The sequence below is a fragment of the Devosia aquimaris genome (assembly GCF_020169335.1).
Classification (GTDB): Bacteria; Pseudomonadota; Alphaproteobacteria; order Rhizobiales; family Devosiaceae; genus Devosia; species Devosia aquimaris.
Genome location: NZ_JAIEZN010000001.1, coordinates 140,725 through 156,607, shown reverse-complemented (window position 1 = coordinate 156,607; position 15,883 = coordinate 140,725). Strand labels below are relative to the sequence as shown.

Annotated in this window: 12 protein-coding genes and 1 tRNA gene; 10 read left to right on the top strand and 3 right to left on the bottom strand. The window is 63.1% G+C overall.

The genetic code is table 11. From position 1 onward, the window contains the following. Window positions 1–55 precede the first annotated feature (55 nt). The gene (locus tag K1177_RS00760; RefSeq protein ID WP_224701283.1) at window positions 56–316 is read right to left on the bottom strand and encodes a hypothetical protein; all 261 of its coding nucleotides are present in this window, start codon (window positions 314–316) and stop codon (window positions 56–58) included. A gap of 343 nt (window positions 317–659) precedes the next feature. After that, on the bottom strand, window positions 660–1,310 hold the full coding sequence (locus K1177_RS00755) for a DNA-3-methyladenine glycosylase I (protein WP_224701281.1): 651 nt from the start codon (window positions 1,308–1,310) through the stop codon (window positions 660–662). 37 nt (window positions 1,311–1,347) lie between these two features. Here K1177_RS00755 and K1177_RS00750 point away from each other — a divergent pair, with 37 nt between their 5' ends. The 3 genes from K1177_RS00750 to K1177_RS00740 all read left to right on the top strand — a co-directional run bounded on the left by K1177_RS00750 (window position 1,348) and on the right by K1177_RS00740 (window position 4,639). Next, complete coding sequence (locus K1177_RS00750) at window positions 1,348–1,851, top strand: response regulator (RefSeq protein WP_224701279.1); 504 nt, start codon at window positions 1,348–1,350, stop codon at window positions 1,849–1,851. A gap of 21 nt (window positions 1,852–1,872) precedes the next feature. Beyond that, window positions 1,873–2,598 carry a L,D-transpeptidase gene (locus K1177_RS00745; RefSeq protein ID WP_224701278.1) on the top strand — a complete coding sequence of 242 codons (726 nt, stop codon included), beginning with the start codon at window positions 1,873–1,875 and terminating at the stop codon, window positions 2,596–2,598. A 64-nt stretch (window positions 2,599–2,662) separates the two neighbouring features. Continuing rightward, complete coding sequence (locus K1177_RS00740) at window positions 2,663–4,639, top strand: TadE/TadG family type IV pilus assembly protein (RefSeq protein WP_224701277.1); 1,977 nt, start codon at window positions 2,663–2,665, stop codon at window positions 4,637–4,639. Window positions 4,640–4,647: 8 nt separating this feature from the next. On the opposite strand, the gene K1177_RS00735 is transcribed toward K1177_RS00740, so the two are convergent. Beyond that, window positions 4,648–4,724, bottom strand: a tRNA-His gene (locus tag K1177_RS00735). A 335-nt stretch (window positions 4,725–5,059) separates the two neighbouring features. On the opposite strand from K1177_RS00735, the gene K1177_RS00730 reads away from it, so the two are divergent. The 7 genes from K1177_RS00730 to K1177_RS00700 all read left to right on the top strand — a co-directional run bounded on the left by K1177_RS00730 (window position 5,060) and on the right by K1177_RS00700 (window position 15,852). Next, on the top strand, window positions 5,060–7,840 hold the full coding sequence (locus K1177_RS00730; RefSeq protein WP_224701276.1) for a PAS domain-containing sensor histidine kinase: 2,781 nt from the start codon (window positions 5,060–5,062) through the stop codon (window positions 7,838–7,840). Between the two features lie 213 nt (window positions 7,841–8,053). Next, window positions 8,054–9,100 (top strand): extracellular solute-binding protein, encoded by a 1,047-nt coding sequence (locus tag K1177_RS00725; protein WP_224701275.1) that lies wholly within the window; start codon window positions 8,054–8,056, stop codon window positions 9,098–9,100. Window positions 9,101–9,205: 105 nt separating this feature from the next. After that, a complete protein-coding gene (locus tag K1177_RS00720) occupies window positions 9,206–10,780 on the top strand; it encodes an ABC transporter permease (protein ID WP_224701274.1) in 1,575 nt (524 codons plus the stop codon). 158 nt (window positions 10,781–10,938) lie between these two features. Then, a complete protein-coding gene (locus tag K1177_RS00715) occupies window positions 10,939–12,420 on the top strand; it encodes an ABC transporter substrate-binding protein (RefSeq protein ID WP_396119106.1) in 1,482 nt (493 codons plus the stop codon). Window positions 12,421–12,516: 96 nt separating this feature from the next. Continuing rightward, window positions 12,517–13,470, top strand: a complete 954-nt coding sequence (locus K1177_RS00710) for an ABC transporter permease (RefSeq protein WP_224701273.1) — start codon at window positions 12,517–12,519, stop codon at window positions 13,468–13,470. Beyond that, the gene (locus K1177_RS00705) at window positions 13,467–14,306 is read left to right on the top strand and encodes an ABC transporter permease (protein ID WP_224701272.1); all 840 of its coding nucleotides are present in this window, start codon (window positions 13,467–13,469) and stop codon (window positions 14,304–14,306) included. Before K1177_RS00710 ends, K1177_RS00705 begins: the two co-directional genes overlap by 4 nt. Next, window positions 14,293–15,852: a dipeptide ABC transporter ATP-binding protein gene (locus tag K1177_RS00700; RefSeq protein ID WP_224701271.1), complete on the top strand. Its 1,560-nt coding sequence runs from the start codon at window positions 14,293–14,295 to the stop codon at window positions 15,850–15,852. Before K1177_RS00705 ends, K1177_RS00700 begins: the two co-directional genes overlap by 14 nt. The last annotated feature ends 31 nt before the right edge of the window (window positions 15,853–15,883 follow it).

Genomic DNA, 15,883 nt, shown 5'->3' with positions numbered 1-15,883 from the left:
ACAACAGTGGCGCGGCGGGTCGGCGACCGGGGAGGACCCCGGCCGCCATGGACTTTCAATGCCGTCTCCGGTTGTCGAGTCTGGGCACTGCAGGCTGCGATGGCACCGAGTACCACAACAGCGGGCCTTCTGCGGGCGGCAGGCCGACGTCGGCCCGCAGGCTGTCGGGCAGATCGGTCGGCATGCGGGGCCGATTCCACCAGGCCGACACAGCGGCAACAATTACGGAGAACAGCCCACGCTGATGCACAGCGTCGGCGATGGAGAATTCAAGGCGCAGCACGATGCTGCCCTCGGAGAGAGGGTTCTGTGACATGATGACATCCGGGTGCGCGCAAACGCAGTCCGGCCTTCTTTGGAGTCAGGGGAGCAATGAAGGGAACTGGAGTCGCACGCGACCCGGTTTCGATTCAGAGCTGGCTAGGGTTGGAAAATGTCCGCGGTCCAAAGACCAGATTCAGAATGCAGGTGACGCTCAGCGTCGGGTGCATACCGGGTTTGCCATAGCCTGGAGGAGATGATGCGATGCTGTCATTGATACGCCTCCCTCAGGTTAGCACGATGTGGACACTTCCGCTCTAACTCACAGTGTCGTGAGCCGCAACATGTCATGCGACAGTCTGTCCTCGAGACACCAAATTGTTGCGCAATAGCAACACTTAAGCAGAAGCCGGGGCAGGCCTCTTGAACTGGTCGCGCTCGGCTTCGACAGCGCTCCGGCAGAAGCAGTCTTCGGTGTGGTCATTGACCAGTCCCATGGCCTGCATGAAGGCGTAACATGTTGTGGGGCCTACGAATTTGAAGCCGCGCTTGCGCAAATCCTTGCTGAGCGCGCGGGACGCATCTGTCTGCGCCAGCAGGCGCAGGGCGGGCCAGCTCAGATCGTCCGGCCTGTGTTCGGGCCGCGTCTCATAGCGCCAGAAATAGGCGGCCAGCGAACCAAATTCACGCTGCAATTCCAATGCCTTGCCCGCGTTGTGAATCGTGGCAACAATCTTGCCGCGATGGCGAATGATGCCGGCGTCACCCAGCAGGCGCTCGATATCAGCCTCGGTCATCGCCGCGACGCGAGGGATGTCAAAGCCGTGAAAGGCGGCCCGGAAGTTCTCGCGCTTGCGCAGGATAGTGATCCAGGACAGGCCTGACTGGAATCCCTCAAGGCAGATCTTCTCGAACAGACGCGTGTCGCTCACGACCGGCCGCCCCCATTCCTCGTCGTGGTAGTGGCGATAGAGGGGATCATTGCCAGCCCATGGGCAACGCGGCAGGCCATCGAGCGGGGTTGCGGCATCGGAGCCGGGATTTGACATGGCCTAGGCCCTTTCACTATCCAGATGGGCGAGTGCCATGGGGCGGCACCGACGCGAATCGCTGAATGCCATTATCGTCACCGGCACAGCGGCGACCATCCCCGGGGGGCAGAGGGTGATCATTCCAGGACGCATGCGTGCGCTGGTGGTGGACGACAATACATATGCACGTGCGATCTGTGCAGCGAGCCTGGAAAAGCTCGGGGTTCGCGACATTGTCGAGGCCGACGGCGGGGCCGAAGCCATATTGGCGCTGATGACAGCACCGTTCGATGTGGTGCTGATGGACTGGTACATGCCCGACGTGAACGGCGCCGGGCTGATGACGGTGCTGCGCGATACGCGTTTCGGCGCAGCGCGCGAGACGCCAGTCATTCTGATGACTGCCTATGCCAGCCCAGACAATGTCGCCCGTGCGCGGGCCCTGGGCGTCAACGATGTTCTCATCAAGCCGTTTGGCACGCCACAACTGGGCGCAGCGCTCGGACGCATCATGGGCCAGAGCCAGCTGGCTGCCGGTGATGACGCCTACTATCTCTAGCCCGTTAAGCCCCCGCTAAGGATGTCTTTCGGCAATGGCTTAACCATGCCGGTTCATCGAGCATTGGCCATTTTGCAGCATCATCGCCTCTCGGACGACCTGGTGTCGAAGAAAACGAGTGTGACGATGGATAAGCAGATCGTGGCGCGTGCAGGAGTTGCGCTGGCAGTGGTCATGTCTCTGGCCGTGCCGGGCCACGGCGCGGGACTGCAGCCCGGCTGGCGCTTCATGCCGCCCCCAGGCATCACCATTACAGATTCGCGACCGCGCAACGCCTTGCAGCTGCAGGCGAACATGACGGTCAATCCGATGTATCTGCGCCAGGTCGTGCGCTACCCAACGCAGGAACGCAGCGGCACACTGGTGGTCGATACCAAGGCGCACTTCCTCTATTTCGTGCTTGGGGACGGACGCGCGCTCCGCTACGGCATCGGTGTCGCCAAATCCGGCTTCGAGTGGAACGGCACGCACCAGATATCGCGCAAGGCCGAATGGCCGACCTGGACTCCCCCTGCCGAAATGCGCCAGCGTCGCCCCGACCTGCCGCATTCCATGGCCGGTGGACCGAACAATCCGCTGGGTGCGCGTGCGCTCTACATCGGCAGCACGCTCTATCGCATCCATGGCACCACAGAGCCCTGGAGCATTGGCCAGGACGTTTCCTCGGGCTGCATCCGCATGACTAACGCGGATGTGATCGACCTGTATGGTCGGGTAAAGATCAACAGCAAAGTGGTGGTCTTTTAATAAGGAATTTGGCCGACATTGGTGAACGCCTCGCCATGGGGCGTTGAACCTATGGGTCTCTGCCATGCCACCTTTCTTCGATCTTGTTTCGCGTTTCGGGCGGGATGAGCGTGGCGTTTTCGCGGTGATGTTTGCCGTGATGGCCATCGTGCTGATCGCACTGGCCGGATCGGTGGTTGACTATGTAACGCTTGAGCAGACCCGCAATCGGGCCCAGATTGCACTCGACGCGGCGGCGCTGGCGCTGCAGCCGGAAATCTTTGAGACAAACTACACCAAGGAGCAGCTCCGGGCAAAAGCCGAAAAGCTGATGCAGGACCGGATTGGTACCGCCTTCAATGTCACTGCAGCAGTGACGGGAATCGACATCAACGTCCCCGACGGCACGCTCTATCTCAAGGCAACCATGACCTATCCCACCATCGTCGTGCGCCTGGTGGGCATCCAGCAGATGACGGCCACGATCGAATCGGAGGCCACGCGCAAGAAGCTGGCGCTGGAAGTCGCCTTCGTTCTGGATAACTCGGGCTCCATGTCATACACGGGCGCCGGATCCAATGGCACACGGCAGCGCATCCAGTTCCTCAAGGACGCGGCCAACTGCGCGACGAATACACTCTTCTACGACAAGGTCGAAACCAGCTCGACCAACCCGGACACCTGCGTCCCGGCGACCGGCGCCAAGCTGGTGCCCAATGTGCGCGCCGCAGTGGTGCCATTTACAATGTATGTCAATGTCGGCGCTGGTAACTCCAACGCCAGCTGGATCGACACGACGGGCAGTTCCGTTGCTGCCAATGACAATTTTGACAATGACGATAACGAAGACCTCCCTCCGGCCAGTGTGCCGAACCGCTTTACGCTCTTTTCTGCAACCGGCGTTGCCTGGCGCGGTTGCGTGGAGGCGCGCCCGCATATCAAGACTGGCAGCACGGTCAACCAGTATCTCGATACGGACGATGTGACGCCAACGTCGGGTAACTCGCTGTATGTTCCGCTGTTGTCACCGGACATGGTCGATGGCGTCGGTTCCAACAGCTACATCGGTGACACGCCGGCGGTCTGCGATCGCCCGGCCTATAACGGCACGACCTGCACGATCACTGAAGGACGCAGTTGCTATTGGTGGGGCTGCGGCGGATCGTGGACCGTCTCGGTCGTCCCCACAGGTCCGACCAACTTCAACCACAACAGCAAATACTCAGGCGCTTACTACGGATCCCATGCGCCAACGTGCTCGTGCCGCAGCATCAGCTGGGGCGGCTGGAGCTCGGGCGGCACTCAATATCGCACAGGCACCTGCACTGGGGGCGGCTATGTGCCTGGTGGCCTAAGCCAGCGTGAGTTGCAGGAACGCGTGTGCAAGTACTATCAGGCCGCACCCGACGATTTCTCCTGGGGACCCAATGCGGACTGCACCCGAACCGCCATTCTGCCGCTCACCACCTCGCCGACGAGCGTGATCAACACGATCAACGCCATGAGTGCGGAAGGCGGCACCAATATTCACCAGGGCGCGGTCTGGGGTTTCAACGCGCTGTCGCCGACAGCGCCGTTTACTGAGGGATCTGCCTACAACTCTGCCACCTCAAAGGTGATGATCCTGATGACCGACGGCGAGAATACCGCCTACAATTTGTCATCCCACTGCGACGATCCGCAGCGCAATCTCAACGGCAGTTGCTACAACTCGGCATATGGGTTCCCCTATAACTCCAAGAACACCAACGGCAACTCCTCGAGTGGCGGGAACATTGAACGCCTGGGCTATCTCGGCGCGCCCAACAGCACGCTGGTGACCGATATGAATACGCGCACCAGCCAGACCTGCGAGAACGCCAAGGCAGCCGGGATCACCGTCTACACGATCGGTCTGGCAACCAGCCAGGCACAGCAGAGCACGCAACAGGTTGTCGAGACCATGCTGCGCAACTGCGCCAGCACACCCGAGCGCGCCTTCTTCCCGCAGACACCTGGGGAATTGCGGTCCGTGTTCGCGGACATTGCCAACGACCTGTCGGCACTTCGGCTGGCTCTGTAACGGGGGAGTGGTACCGCCTCCCCGGATTGAACGGGGGACCTCTAGATCCACAATCTAGCGCTCTAACCAACTGAGCTAAGGCGGCAAGGGGCTCATCAAGGGAGCAATCAACATCGCGTCCCGACAGCGCGCGGAACATAGGTTGAGAAGATCAGGATGACAAGCACCCTTTTTGCCTTCGACGCTGTCAATTTTGCCGCAACCGATCCTGTGGGAAATCTCGCGAGCCGACAGCACGATGACAATATCGTAAGGGATTGCGCTTTAACCATTTTGCCAGAAGCCGGGAGGTCCGGCGGGCGGTCGCTCTGGACCGTCCCCTGCCCGACCTATATTGAAGAAAGCTTAAGGTTCCGGGCACAGTTGTGTCGGAATGGCACACTAGGCTGCCACACGCCGGAACGGAGATGACGAAGGTTCATGGATGCTGACTGGATCACATCGCCAAGTGCCCGCCGTGTGCAGCAGCACGCGGATGATCCACGTCCCGCATGGCTGTGGTCCCAGGACGGGCAGACACTGATCTGGAGCAATCCGGCGGCAGAGTTGTTTCTGGCCAAGCTCAAGAAGCACGGTCTGAAGCGGGCACAGCCCGCGGTGCCGATCAAAGGCCAGGTCAGCCGCAATATCCGGCTCGGATCTCCGGGACGGACCAGCCTGGCGCGCATACAGTTTCTGGCGGGCGACAAGCCGGCTTCTGCCACTTGTGCCACGACGCCGCTGATTTGGCAGGATGGACAGACCGTGCTGCTTATCGTGGCGGTCGACCCCATTGCCGACGCCGTACTGGCTGAAGCTTCAGGTGAGTCCAGTGCACCTGAACCCCTGCCGAGTGAGACGGAAGAGCACGCTCCTGTGCCGGACTTGCCGCCAGAGGCCGCGGAAAGCTCGCCCGACGATCTGGCGGCCTGGAGCGCGGCGGCCGAGGCTGCCAGCGAGACACCTGCCGAGCCCGAAGCGCCGACCGAGATGCCAGCGCAGATCGAGACGCTGATCGCCCAGGACGAGGCCGCCTATGCCCATGAGCTGGAAAGCTGGCGGGCCGCCGAACAATCTGGCCACTCCCCGATTCCCGAGGATCAGGCCATACCCGACGACGCCGATGTCGAGAGGCCTGAGGCGGACGACGAGGCAGCGTCTGCCTCTGCCTCAGAGGCGGACGAACCAATCTCGGCTGATGCGGCAGCTCCGACAGGATCGCGGCTGAGTGCCTTGTTGGACCGCCTGGCGGCCGATGAAGCGCTCTATACACCCCTGACGGAAGAGGACGACCGGCCACCAGTCTCGCCACCGGTTGAACCCCTCGATGCGCATGACGCAGCCGAGCCGGAGACCGCAGAACCGGCGCAAGATCTGTCGCATCAGACTGCGCCGGCCGAGACCGACGGAGCGGCCGAAGCAGAACAAGAGAACTCGACTCTCTTCCGCGTGACTGGCCAGGGCTTCCGGCCGTTGTCACAGCGGGCCGACGACACCCAGCCCAAGTCTGGCGATGAGCTGCTGGCGCTCGACATGGCTGAAGACGCCCAGGACCAGGCCGAGCTGGCCCGGCTCGATGGCGCCGATGCGCCGGCTTCTGACCGGCCTTTGGCGGCCGAAGAACCGCAGCCGGACGGCGACGCGCTGGCAGCTGTCGGTACGCCCACTCTGGACACGGAAGTGGTCGAGCGGGTGTCGCGCTACAACTTTGACGAGCTCTCGCGCATTCTCAACGATCGCGTGGCCGATATCGGCATGCCCCCGGCTGCCGTTGCGACGCCGGCGACCGCCAACACCAGCGCCTCCCTGGTCAATCTGGGCGGCGAGACGCTGGTGCTGAACCGTCTGCCGCTGGGCATATTGGTGTTTCGCGATCAGCAAATCCTGTTTGCCAACCGCGCGATCACCGACATGGTGGGCTATGAATCGGTGGAGGAACTGCGGGCCGCCGGGCTGGCCGCGGTATTCCCCGCAGCCGGACCGGATGGGCAGGAGGCTGGCCCGGTCAATCATCTGGTGCAACGCGACGGCACGCTGGTGCCGGTGACGGCGCGGTTGCAGTCCATGTCCTGGCAGGGGCGCCCTGCCCTGATGCTGTCCGCGAGCGCCACCGAAGTGCGGACCGGACACGAGGCCGCCGTCAACGCCTTTGCCCAGAGCCTGGCTGATATTGTCGGTGATGGATTCTTCGAAGCCACCCGCAATGGCGTGATCAAGTCCATGTCGCCCAAGGCAGCCAGCATGCTGGAGCAGTCCGGGCCGACCGAGGGCAAGGCGCTTGCCAGCCTGATCGCGCCCGAGGATGTGCCTGCACTGCGCAACTTCCTGGATCGGCCGGCGCGATTTGCCGAAACCGAGCGCCCCTGGCTGACTATCCGGAGCGGCGCCGGCGCGGCGGGCGTTACCCTGTTCGCCCAAGGCCAGGCCGGCGTGGTGACCGGCTATTTCGGCTTTGTCCGCGCCCGGACCGTGCCGCAACTGCGCCTCACCAGCACGCCAGACGCCGACCCCGCCCTGTTGGGCCGGATCAGCCGCGGCGTTCGACGCCCGCTGAACTCCATCATCGGCTTTGCCGACATGCTGCATGCCGCGGGGCCCGATATCGACGCAGAACGGCTGGCCGAATATGCGCGTGACATCAGCCATGCCGGACAGGACATTGCCGCGCTGGTGGACGAGTTGGAAGACTATGCGCGCCTGCGCGACGGCCGCTATCTGGCGCAGCGGGCCACCATAGAGTTGACCGAGTTGCTCGAAGGCTGCGTGCTGCGCATTCGCCAGCATGCCAGCAACGGCCGGGTGCTGGTGCGCAATGCCATTTCGGAAACGCTGCCCCGCCTGACAGCGGACCGGGCGTCGCTTGAACAGGCAGTGCTGAACCTGTTGGCCAGCGCCATCGACCAGACGCCGGCGGGTGGTGCTGTGGTCATTTCCGCCCAGCGCACCGACGATGGGGGAATTGCCGTGCATGTGCGTGACAGTTCGAACCACAATGTCGACATGGGCGAGCGCTTCGTGGTGTTTCGCGACGGCACAGGCCGAAACGGACAGGCGCTGACTCCGGTGCGTTCGAGCGTCGGGCTGGCGCTGACGCGATCACTATTGGCCGTCAATGCCTTCTCGTTGTCGGTCGATCCGGCTGGCGAGCAGGGCATGCTGTTCACCCTGACCATTCCGGCAGATCTGGTCGCGGCGCCCGGCGAGGATCAACCGCAGGCCTGAGCGCGACCATGCGGCGGTTTTGTCGCACCAGAAAATGTCGATTGTGACAATCAGCTAATCATCTGTTTTTGCAGCGCTATTGCGCCAGAGATTTGAACCATTCTAATTGGCAAGTCTTTGATTTTGCTAGCTATATTGACTTCCATTGGCGTATCGACCAGAACGCATCCGTCTCAGCGGGACCTTGAACCCCGCCGCCAATCGGAGAACAACATGACCCATACAGCGCGCCTGGCCCTTGCACTTCTCGCATCCGTCACACTGACGGGCATGGCTGCACCCGCATTTGCCCAAAGCGGTGAAGTCAATATCTACAGCTATCGCGAACAGAGCCTGCTGCAGCCGCTGCTGGACCGTTTCACGGCTGAATCCGGCGTCAAGGTGAATGTGCTCTATGCCGGTGACGGCCTGCTGGAGCGTGTCGCCGCCGAGGGCGAACTGTCCCCCGCCGACGTCGTGCTCACGGTTGATATCGGCAATCTGGTGGGCGCCGAAGAGCAGGGCCTGACGCAGAAGATCACGACGCCTGTGCTGGACGAACGCGTTCCGGCTGCTTTCCGCGATGATGACGACAACTGGACCGCGCTGTCGCTGCGCGCCCGCGTTTTCTTTGTCTCCAAGGAGCGCGTCGACGCCACGGCACTGACCTATGACGACATTGCCAAGCCGGAATGGAAGGGTCGCGTCTGCACCCGCCCCGGTGACCATGCCTATAATATCGGCCTGATTGCCCAGCGCATCGCCGCCACGGGCCTGGACGCCACCCGCACCTGGCTGACCGCCGTGCGCGACAACCTGGCCTATCCGCCTTCCGGCAATGACCGCGAAGGCGTCAAGAACATCCTGGCCGGCACCTGTGATCTCTCGATCAGCAACACCTATTACATGGGCGTGATGCTGAACAACGACGCCGAGCCTGAGCAGAAGGAATGGGCCAATTCCGCCCGCATCGTCTATCCCGATGCAGAGACTGACGGGACCCAGGTCAACGTGGCCGGCGGCTTCATTGCCAAATATGCCCCCAATGTCGAGAACGCCAACGCGCTGATCGCCTTCCTGCTGTCGGACGAAGCCCAGAGCATCTATGCCGACACCAATTACGAGTTCCCTGTGGTGCCGTCGGTTTCGCCGTCGGAACTGACGCTGAGCTGGGGCACGCTGAAGCCCGCCAGCACGCCCCTGTCGGAGATTGCTGCCCATCGCGCCGAGGCTGCAGCCCTTGTCGATGAGCTCAAGTTCAACGAAGGTGCGCAGAACTAAGCGCGGCGGAGTCGCCTGATCTCAAGATTTTCAGACAAGCGACGGACTTTCTGGACCGGCGGAGCGCATGCTTCGCCGGTCGCTGCGCTTTTGATCGCCCTGTTGATGGGCCTGCCGATTGTGTGGTTGGGCTGGTCAGCTGTCGGCGCAGTGGCGACGGGCAGCAACGGGCTCGCGGCGACCATGCTACCGACCGCGCTGCGCGAAACCGGCACGCTGATGGTCAGTGTCGGGCTCATCACCGGAAGCGTGGGCCTTGTGGCAGCCTGGCTGGTGACACATTACGAGTTCCCGTTTCGCCGGCTGTTTGACTGGGCGCTGGTGTTGCCGCTGGCGGTGCCGACTTATCTGGCTGCCTATAGCTATGTCGAGTTCCTGGGCTTTCCAGGCCCGGTGCAGTCGGCCCTGCGGGCGATCAATGGCGGCACGACGCTGCAGGACTACTGGTTCCCCGATATCCGCAGCAATTGGGGCGCGGTGATCGTGCTCTCGAGCGTGCTCTATCCCTATGTCTATGTGGCCTGCCGCGCGTTCTTTCTGATGCAGTCGGCTTCGCTCAATATTGCGGCGCGGACGCTCGGCGCTGGCGGCATGCGCACGTTCTTCTCGGTGACCCTGCCCCTGTCACGCCCGGCCCTGGTGGTGGGTGTGACGCTGGCCATGATGGAAGTGGTGAACGACCTCGGTGCGGTGCAGTATTTTGGCGTCAACGCCATCACGGCCATCATCTATTCCACCTGGATCAATCGCTCGGACTTTGGTGGTGCGGCACAGCTGGCGGTGACCGTGGTGGTGGTAATCGGGCTGCTGATCGCGGCCGAACAGCGCGCGCGGCGTGACCGCGTCTATCTGGGGCGGCGGGACAGTCGCGTGCCGCCAGCGCGTGAGGCACTGATCGGTGCCCGGCGCTGGCTGGCGTCGGGCTTTTGCCTGATCCTGCTGGCGCTGGGCTTTGGCATACCGGTGGGGCAGCTGACCTATCTGGCGCTGCGGCTGGCTGCGCCTGAATCGGTGCAGATGACCCTTGCAACCCTGGTCCCGACGCTCACCCTGGCCAGCCTTGGCGCCATTATCACGGTGACCATAGGCCTTGTGGCCGCCAAGCTAGCGCATGGCTCAGGCAGCCTGGCAAAAGGCGCGATCCGCATCGCCACGCTGGGCTATGCCATTCCCGGCACCGTGCTGGCGCTGGGGCTGCTGCAGCCGCTGGGCCAGGCCGATTTGTGGTTCAACCGGATGACCATGGCACTGGCAGGCTGGAGACCGGGCCTGGTGCTGTCGGGTTCGCTGGCGGCGCTGCTCTATGTCTATGCCATCCGCTTTCTGGCTGTGAGCCACTCGACGCTGGACGCGGCGATGAAGAAACGCGGTGACGGCGTGCTGGATGCCGGACGAGTGTTGGGCGAACGGGGCCTGGGCCTGTTGCTGCGCATCGACCTGCCCACGTTGATGCCTGCCTTGTTGAGCGCTGCCACGCTGGTGTTCGTCGAGATCATCAAGGAATTGCCCGCCACATTGCTGCTGCGCCCCCTGGGCGTGGATACGCTGGCGACTCTGGTCTATTCGCGGGCAAATGTTGGACTTTTCGCCCAGGCAGCGCTTCCCGCACTCTGTATCGTCCTTGCGGGGCTTATTCCGGTGGTTCTTGCTACGCGGCTGGGCGATCGTAGGAAAGTATAACACCGGCGCATGCTGCCATGTTAGTGCCGATCTCCTATATGCTGCGCCTGACACCGTCCGAGCCATTGGCAGGGCGGGGCAAGCTGCTCACCGGTAGACTGTCGGGCGCAGCACACGGATCAGACGGCGCCAGAGGCGCCGCAAGCGGGAGTGACGCGATGAACAAGATGCTCAAGGCCTTCGGGATTGTCCTGGGGATGAGCGCCGCCCTGGCTGGCGTGGCACAGGCCGCACCGACCGAAGTGCGGATTGGCGTGGCGCTGGAGCCACCCATGCTGGACCCCACTGCCGGCGCCGCTGAAGCCATCGACATCGTGGTCTACCAGAACATCTTCGAAGGGCTGACCCGCATCGACCAGAATGGCGAAGTCCAGCCCGGGCTGGCCGAGAGCTGGACGATCTCTGATGACGGGCTGACCTACACCTTCAAGCTGCACGACGGCGTGACCTTTCACGACGGCACCAGTTTCGATGCCGAAGACGTCAAGTTCACCTTTGACCGCATTCTGGGTGAGAACAGTGTCAATGCGCACAAGGAGTTCTATACGCCGATCACCGCGATCACCGTGGTGGATCCGCTGACGGTATCCATGACGCTTGACCATGTCGTGGGTCGGTTCCTGTTTGACCTGGGCCGCGGCGACGCGGTGATCGTGGCGCCGGAAAGCGCCGACAACAATGCCAATGAGCCCATCGGCACCGGACCGTTCGCCTTTGTGCAGTGGGACAAGGGCAGCCGCGTGGTCCTGGAGGCCTATGGCCCCTATTGGGGCGCCCCCGTGCACCTGACCAAGGCCACCTATGTGTTCATCAGCGACACGGCCACCGTGACCAATGCGCTGCTGGCTGGCGATATCGACGGCACCAATAATTTCGCCGCTGAAGCCCTGGCCGTGTTCGAGGGCAATCCGCAATTCAAGGTGCTTGTCGGCACCACTGAAGGCGAGACAATCCTGGCCACAAACAACCGCAAGGCCCCCTTCGACAATCTCAAGGTGCGCCAGGCCATGGCCCATGCCATCGACCGCAAGGCCATCATCGATGGCGCCACCTATGGCTATGGCACGCCGATCGGGGCACCCTTTGCCCCGCACAATCCCTATTATGTCGACCTGACCGACACCTATTCCTATGATCCTGCTGCGGCCAAGGCCCTGCTGGCGGAAGCGGGCTATCCCGATGGTTTTGCCGCAACGCTGAAGCTGCCGCCGGTGGCCTATGCGCGCCTGTCTGGCCAGATCATTGCCAGCCAGTTCGCAGAGATCGGCATCAAGCTCAACCTGATCAATGTGGAATGGGCGCAGTGGCTGGAGGACGTATACTCCAACAAGGATTTCGACCTGACCATCGTCAGCCATGTGGAGCCGTTCGACATTGGCAACTATGCCAACCCGGACTACTACTTCGGCTATGACAACAAGCAGTTCCAGGCGCTCATCGAGACGCTCAACGGCACAATCGATGAAGCCAAGCGCAAGGAACTGGCCATCGAGGCCCAGACGATCCTGGCCAAGGATGCCGTCAATGGCTATCTGTTCGAGCTGGCCCAGACGGGCGTGTGGAATGCCAAGCTCACCGGCATGTGGCAGAATTCTCCCATCGAGGGCCTGGTGCTGCGTGATATCGCCTGGACCGAATAAAGCGACCCGAACTGCGGGACTGACATCGCGCCCACTCATTGCGCCCGCAGATGCGGGCGCAATTTCGCCTGGGGGGCAATGGGCCCCTCAGCGATCATGACCGCCTATATCGCGCGCCGCCTGATCGGCTTTGGGGTCACGCTGCTGGTTGCGGCGATGGTGATCTTTTATCTGCTGGACCTGCTCCCGGGTGATCCGGCGCAGTTCATCCTGGGCATCAATGCCACGCCTGACTCCGTGGCGCGGCTGCGACTGCAGATGGGGCTGGATGCGCCGGCGTACCAGCGTTTTGTCGAATGGCTGGGCGGCATGCTGCGCGGCGATTTCGGCATGTCCTATACGCAGCGGGCTCCCGTTGCATCGCTGATCTGGGACCGGCTCGGCGTGACACTGCCGCTGGCACTGGCCGCGATGGTGATCTCGATTTTGGTCGGTCTGCCGCTGGGCATTCTGGCCGCGCGGCGGCGGGGCAAGGCGCTGGACACCAGCATCATGGTGCTGGCGCAGACAGGCGTGGCCATCCCCAACTTCTGGTTCGGCATGTTGCTGACCCTGATCTTTGCTGTGGGGTTGCGCTGGCTGCCGCCGGGCGGCTTCACGCCCTGGGGCGAGGACAGCGGGGCGGCCCTGCGCGGGTTGATTCTGCCTAGCCTCGCGCTGGCGCTGCCACAGGCCTCCATCCTGGCGCGGGTGATGCGCACATCGCTGGTTGAGGTGGCTGGGCAGGATTTCATACGCACCGCGCGGGCCAAGGGGCTGACGATGGATGAAGCGCTCTGGCGCCATGGCGTGCGCAATGCAATGCTGCCGGTGCTGACCATCCTGGGCCTGCAGTTTGCCTATCTGATCGCAGGCACCATCGTGGTCGAGAATGTATTCTACCTGCCCGGACTGGGCCGACTGATCTACACGGCCATCCTGGAGCGGGACCTGATCCTGGTGCGCGGCGCCACAATCATCCTGATCATTGCGGTAACCAGCACCATGTTGCTGACCGATATTGCCTATGCGGTGGTGGACCCGCGGCTTCGGGAAGGGTCGCGGACATGAAGCGGCTGCTTGCCCATCCGAGCCTGGCCATTGGCCTGAGTGCAACCTGCATCTTTGCCCTGTTGGGCCTGGTGTCGCTGGTGTGGACGCCGTTCCCCATTACCGAGATCGATATCGGCCGACGCTTTCTTGCCCCCACGGCCGAGCACTGGCTGGGAACCGACAACCTTGGCCGCGATATGGTCTCGCTGCTCATGTCTGGTACGCTGACAAGTTTCTCGGTGGCGCTGCTGGCGGTGGTGATCGGTGTGGGCGTTGGCGTGCCGCTGGGTCTGGCGGCCGTGGCCTGGGGTGGCTGGGTGGAATGGCTGGTGTTGCGCCTGTCCGACTTCGTGTTCGCCTTTCCGGCCGTGATCGTGGCCATTCTGATCACCACGCTCGTCGGCCCGGGCGCCATCAATGCCATCGTCGCGATCGGCATCTTCAACATCCCGGTCTTTGCGCGGGTGGCGCGCGGCGGAGCGCTGAGCATTGCGACACTCGACTTCGTGGCGGCGGCACGACTGGCTGGCCTGAGCAATGCACGCATCGCGCTGCGACACCTGCTACCCAATATCATGAGCCTGATCATCGTGCAGGGCACGATCCAGATGTCGCTGGGCATCCTGTCCGAAGCAGGGCTGAGCTATATCGGGCTGGGCACACAACCGCCCGAGACCAGTCTGGGCCTGATGCTGCGCGATGCGCAGAGCCTGTTCCTGATCCATCCGCTTCTGAGCATCATTCCGGGGCTGTGCATCGTCGCCATCGTGATCGCGCTCAATATCGCCGGCGACGGCTTGCGCGACGCCATCGACCCCCGCCTGCGCCAGGGACCTCGCAATGTCCTTGCTTGATGTGAGAGATCTGGTCGTCCGCTTTGGCGACGTGGTGGCGGTGAACAGTATCGATCTCACGCTCGACAGCGGCGAGCGGCTGGGCATCATCGGGGAGAGCGGCTCAGGCAAGACGCTGACAGCGCTCGCCATCACCGACCTCCTGCCGGAAGGCGCCACGCGCGCCGGGCGCATCAGCATCGATGGCGCGCCGACACCGACTACGGAGCGCGCCATGGCGCGCCTGCGCGGCAAGCGTATCGGCATGGTGTTCCAGGAACCCATGACCGCGCTCAACCCGCTGATGCGCATCAATGACCAGATCGCCGAAGCCATCAACCTCAACTGCCTGCATGCATCCGCCCAGATCGATACGCCGCAGCTGCTGGCCGAGGTCGGGCTGGAGCAGAAGCATGGCGACCGCTATGCGCATCAGCTGTCTGGCGGACAGCGACAGCGTGCGATGATCGCCATGGCCCTGGCCAGCCAGCCCGACATTCTGATTGCCGACGAGCCCACGTCCGCTCTCGATCTGATCACGCAGCGCAAGGTGTTGTCGCTGATCGTGGAGATCTGCGCGCGCCGACGGATGGCGCTGCTGTTCATCAGCCATGATCTCAAGGCCGTGGCGCAGGTGTGCAGCCGCGTTGCCGTGATGCACAAGGGGCGCATCGTCGAGACCGGTTCGGTGAGCAATGTCCTGGGTGCACCCAAGGAAGACTATACGCGGCGGCTGATCGCGGCGTCGCGTTTTGATGTTTCGACGCACCAGCAACACAGCGTCGGCGCGCCGCTGCTGGAGGTTGAGGGCCTGACGCGCGACTACCGCCAGCGCAATGCCTTCCTGCTGGCCGGCAAGCCCCTGCGGGCGGTCGACAATGTCCACTTCACCATCGGCACCGGCGAAGTTCTGGCGCTGGTCGGCCCGTCCGGTTGCGGCAAGACCACGCTGGCCAAGATCATTGTCGGGCTCGATACCGCGACGGCGGGGTCGGTGCGCTTCGCCGGCCAGAGCTATCGCGGCAGGGACTTGCCCAAGGCGCTGCGACGCGACATTTCGCTGGTGTTCCAGGATCCGTTCAGCAGCTTCGACCCGCGCCTGACCATCGGCAACTCGCTGGCCGAGCCGCTGCACCTCGAAACCGGCCTCGATCGCGCGCAGACGCCGGCCCGACTGGCGGAAGCCGTCAGTGCTGTTGGCCTCGACCCGGCCATGCTGGATCGCTATCCGCATGAATTCTCCGGCGGACAGCGACAGCGGCTGGCGATTGCACGCGCCCTGGTGACACGTCCGCGCCTGCTGGTGCTCGACGAACCGGTGTCGGCTCTGGATGTTTCCGTGCGCGGCGAAGTGCTCGACCTGCTGGCCCGATTGCGGGCGCAGTTCGGCCTGACCTATCTCATCATCAGCCATGACCTCGACATGGTTGCCGCCATGGCCGATCGCGTCCTGGTGATGCAGGCCGGTAAGATCGTTGAAGAGGGCCGGCCGAGCGCGATCTTCAGCCAGCCGCAGCACCAGCTGACACAGGATCTGGTGGCGGCACGCCTACCCGAGCTGGGGTGAACCTTCTGCGGGAGAGTGAGAGACCAGCCTG

Coding starts and splice junctions, on each gene's coding strand:
- K1177_RS00730 (WP_224701276.1), top strand. CDS start 5,060: ATGGATGCTGACTGGATCACATCGCCAAGTGCCCGCCGTGTGCAGCAG.
- K1177_RS00725 (WP_224701275.1), top strand. CDS start 8,054: ATGACCCATACAGCGCGCCTGGCCCTTGCACTTCTCGCATCCGTCACA.
- K1177_RS00705 (WP_224701272.1), top strand. CDS start 13,467: ATGAAGCGGCTGCTTGCCCATCCGAGCCTGGCCATTGGCCTGAGTGCA.
- K1177_RS00740 (WP_224701277.1), top strand. CDS start 2,663: ATGCCACCTTTCTTCGATCTTGTTTCGCGTTTCGGGCGGGATGAGCGT.
- K1177_RS00720 (WP_224701274.1), top strand. CDS start 9,206: ATGGGCCTGCCGATTGTGTGGTTGGGCTGGTCAGCTGTCGGCGCAGTG.
- K1177_RS00750 (WP_224701279.1), top strand. CDS start 1,348: ATGGGGCGGCACCGACGCGAATCGCTGAATGCCATTATCGTCACCGGC.
- K1177_RS00760 (WP_224701283.1), bottom strand. CDS start 316: ATGTCACAGAACCCTCTCTCCGAGGGCAGCATCGTGCTGCGCCTTGAA.
- K1177_RS00710 (WP_224701273.1), top strand. CDS start 12,517: ATGACCGCCTATATCGCGCGCCGCCTGATCGGCTTTGGGGTCACGCTG.
- K1177_RS00755 (WP_224701281.1), bottom strand. CDS start 1,310: ATGTCAAATCCCGGCTCCGATGCCGCAACCCCGCTCGATGGCCTGCCG.
- K1177_RS00745 (WP_224701278.1), top strand. CDS start 1,873: ATGTCTTTCGGCAATGGCTTAACCATGCCGGTTCATCGAGCATTGGCC.
- K1177_RS00700 (WP_224701271.1), top strand. CDS start 14,293: ATGTCCTTGCTTGATGTGAGAGATCTGGTCGTCCGCTTTGGCGACGTG.
- K1177_RS00715 (WP_396119106.1), top strand. CDS start 10,939: ATGAACAAGATGCTCAAGGCCTTCGGGATTGTCCTGGGGATGAGCGCC.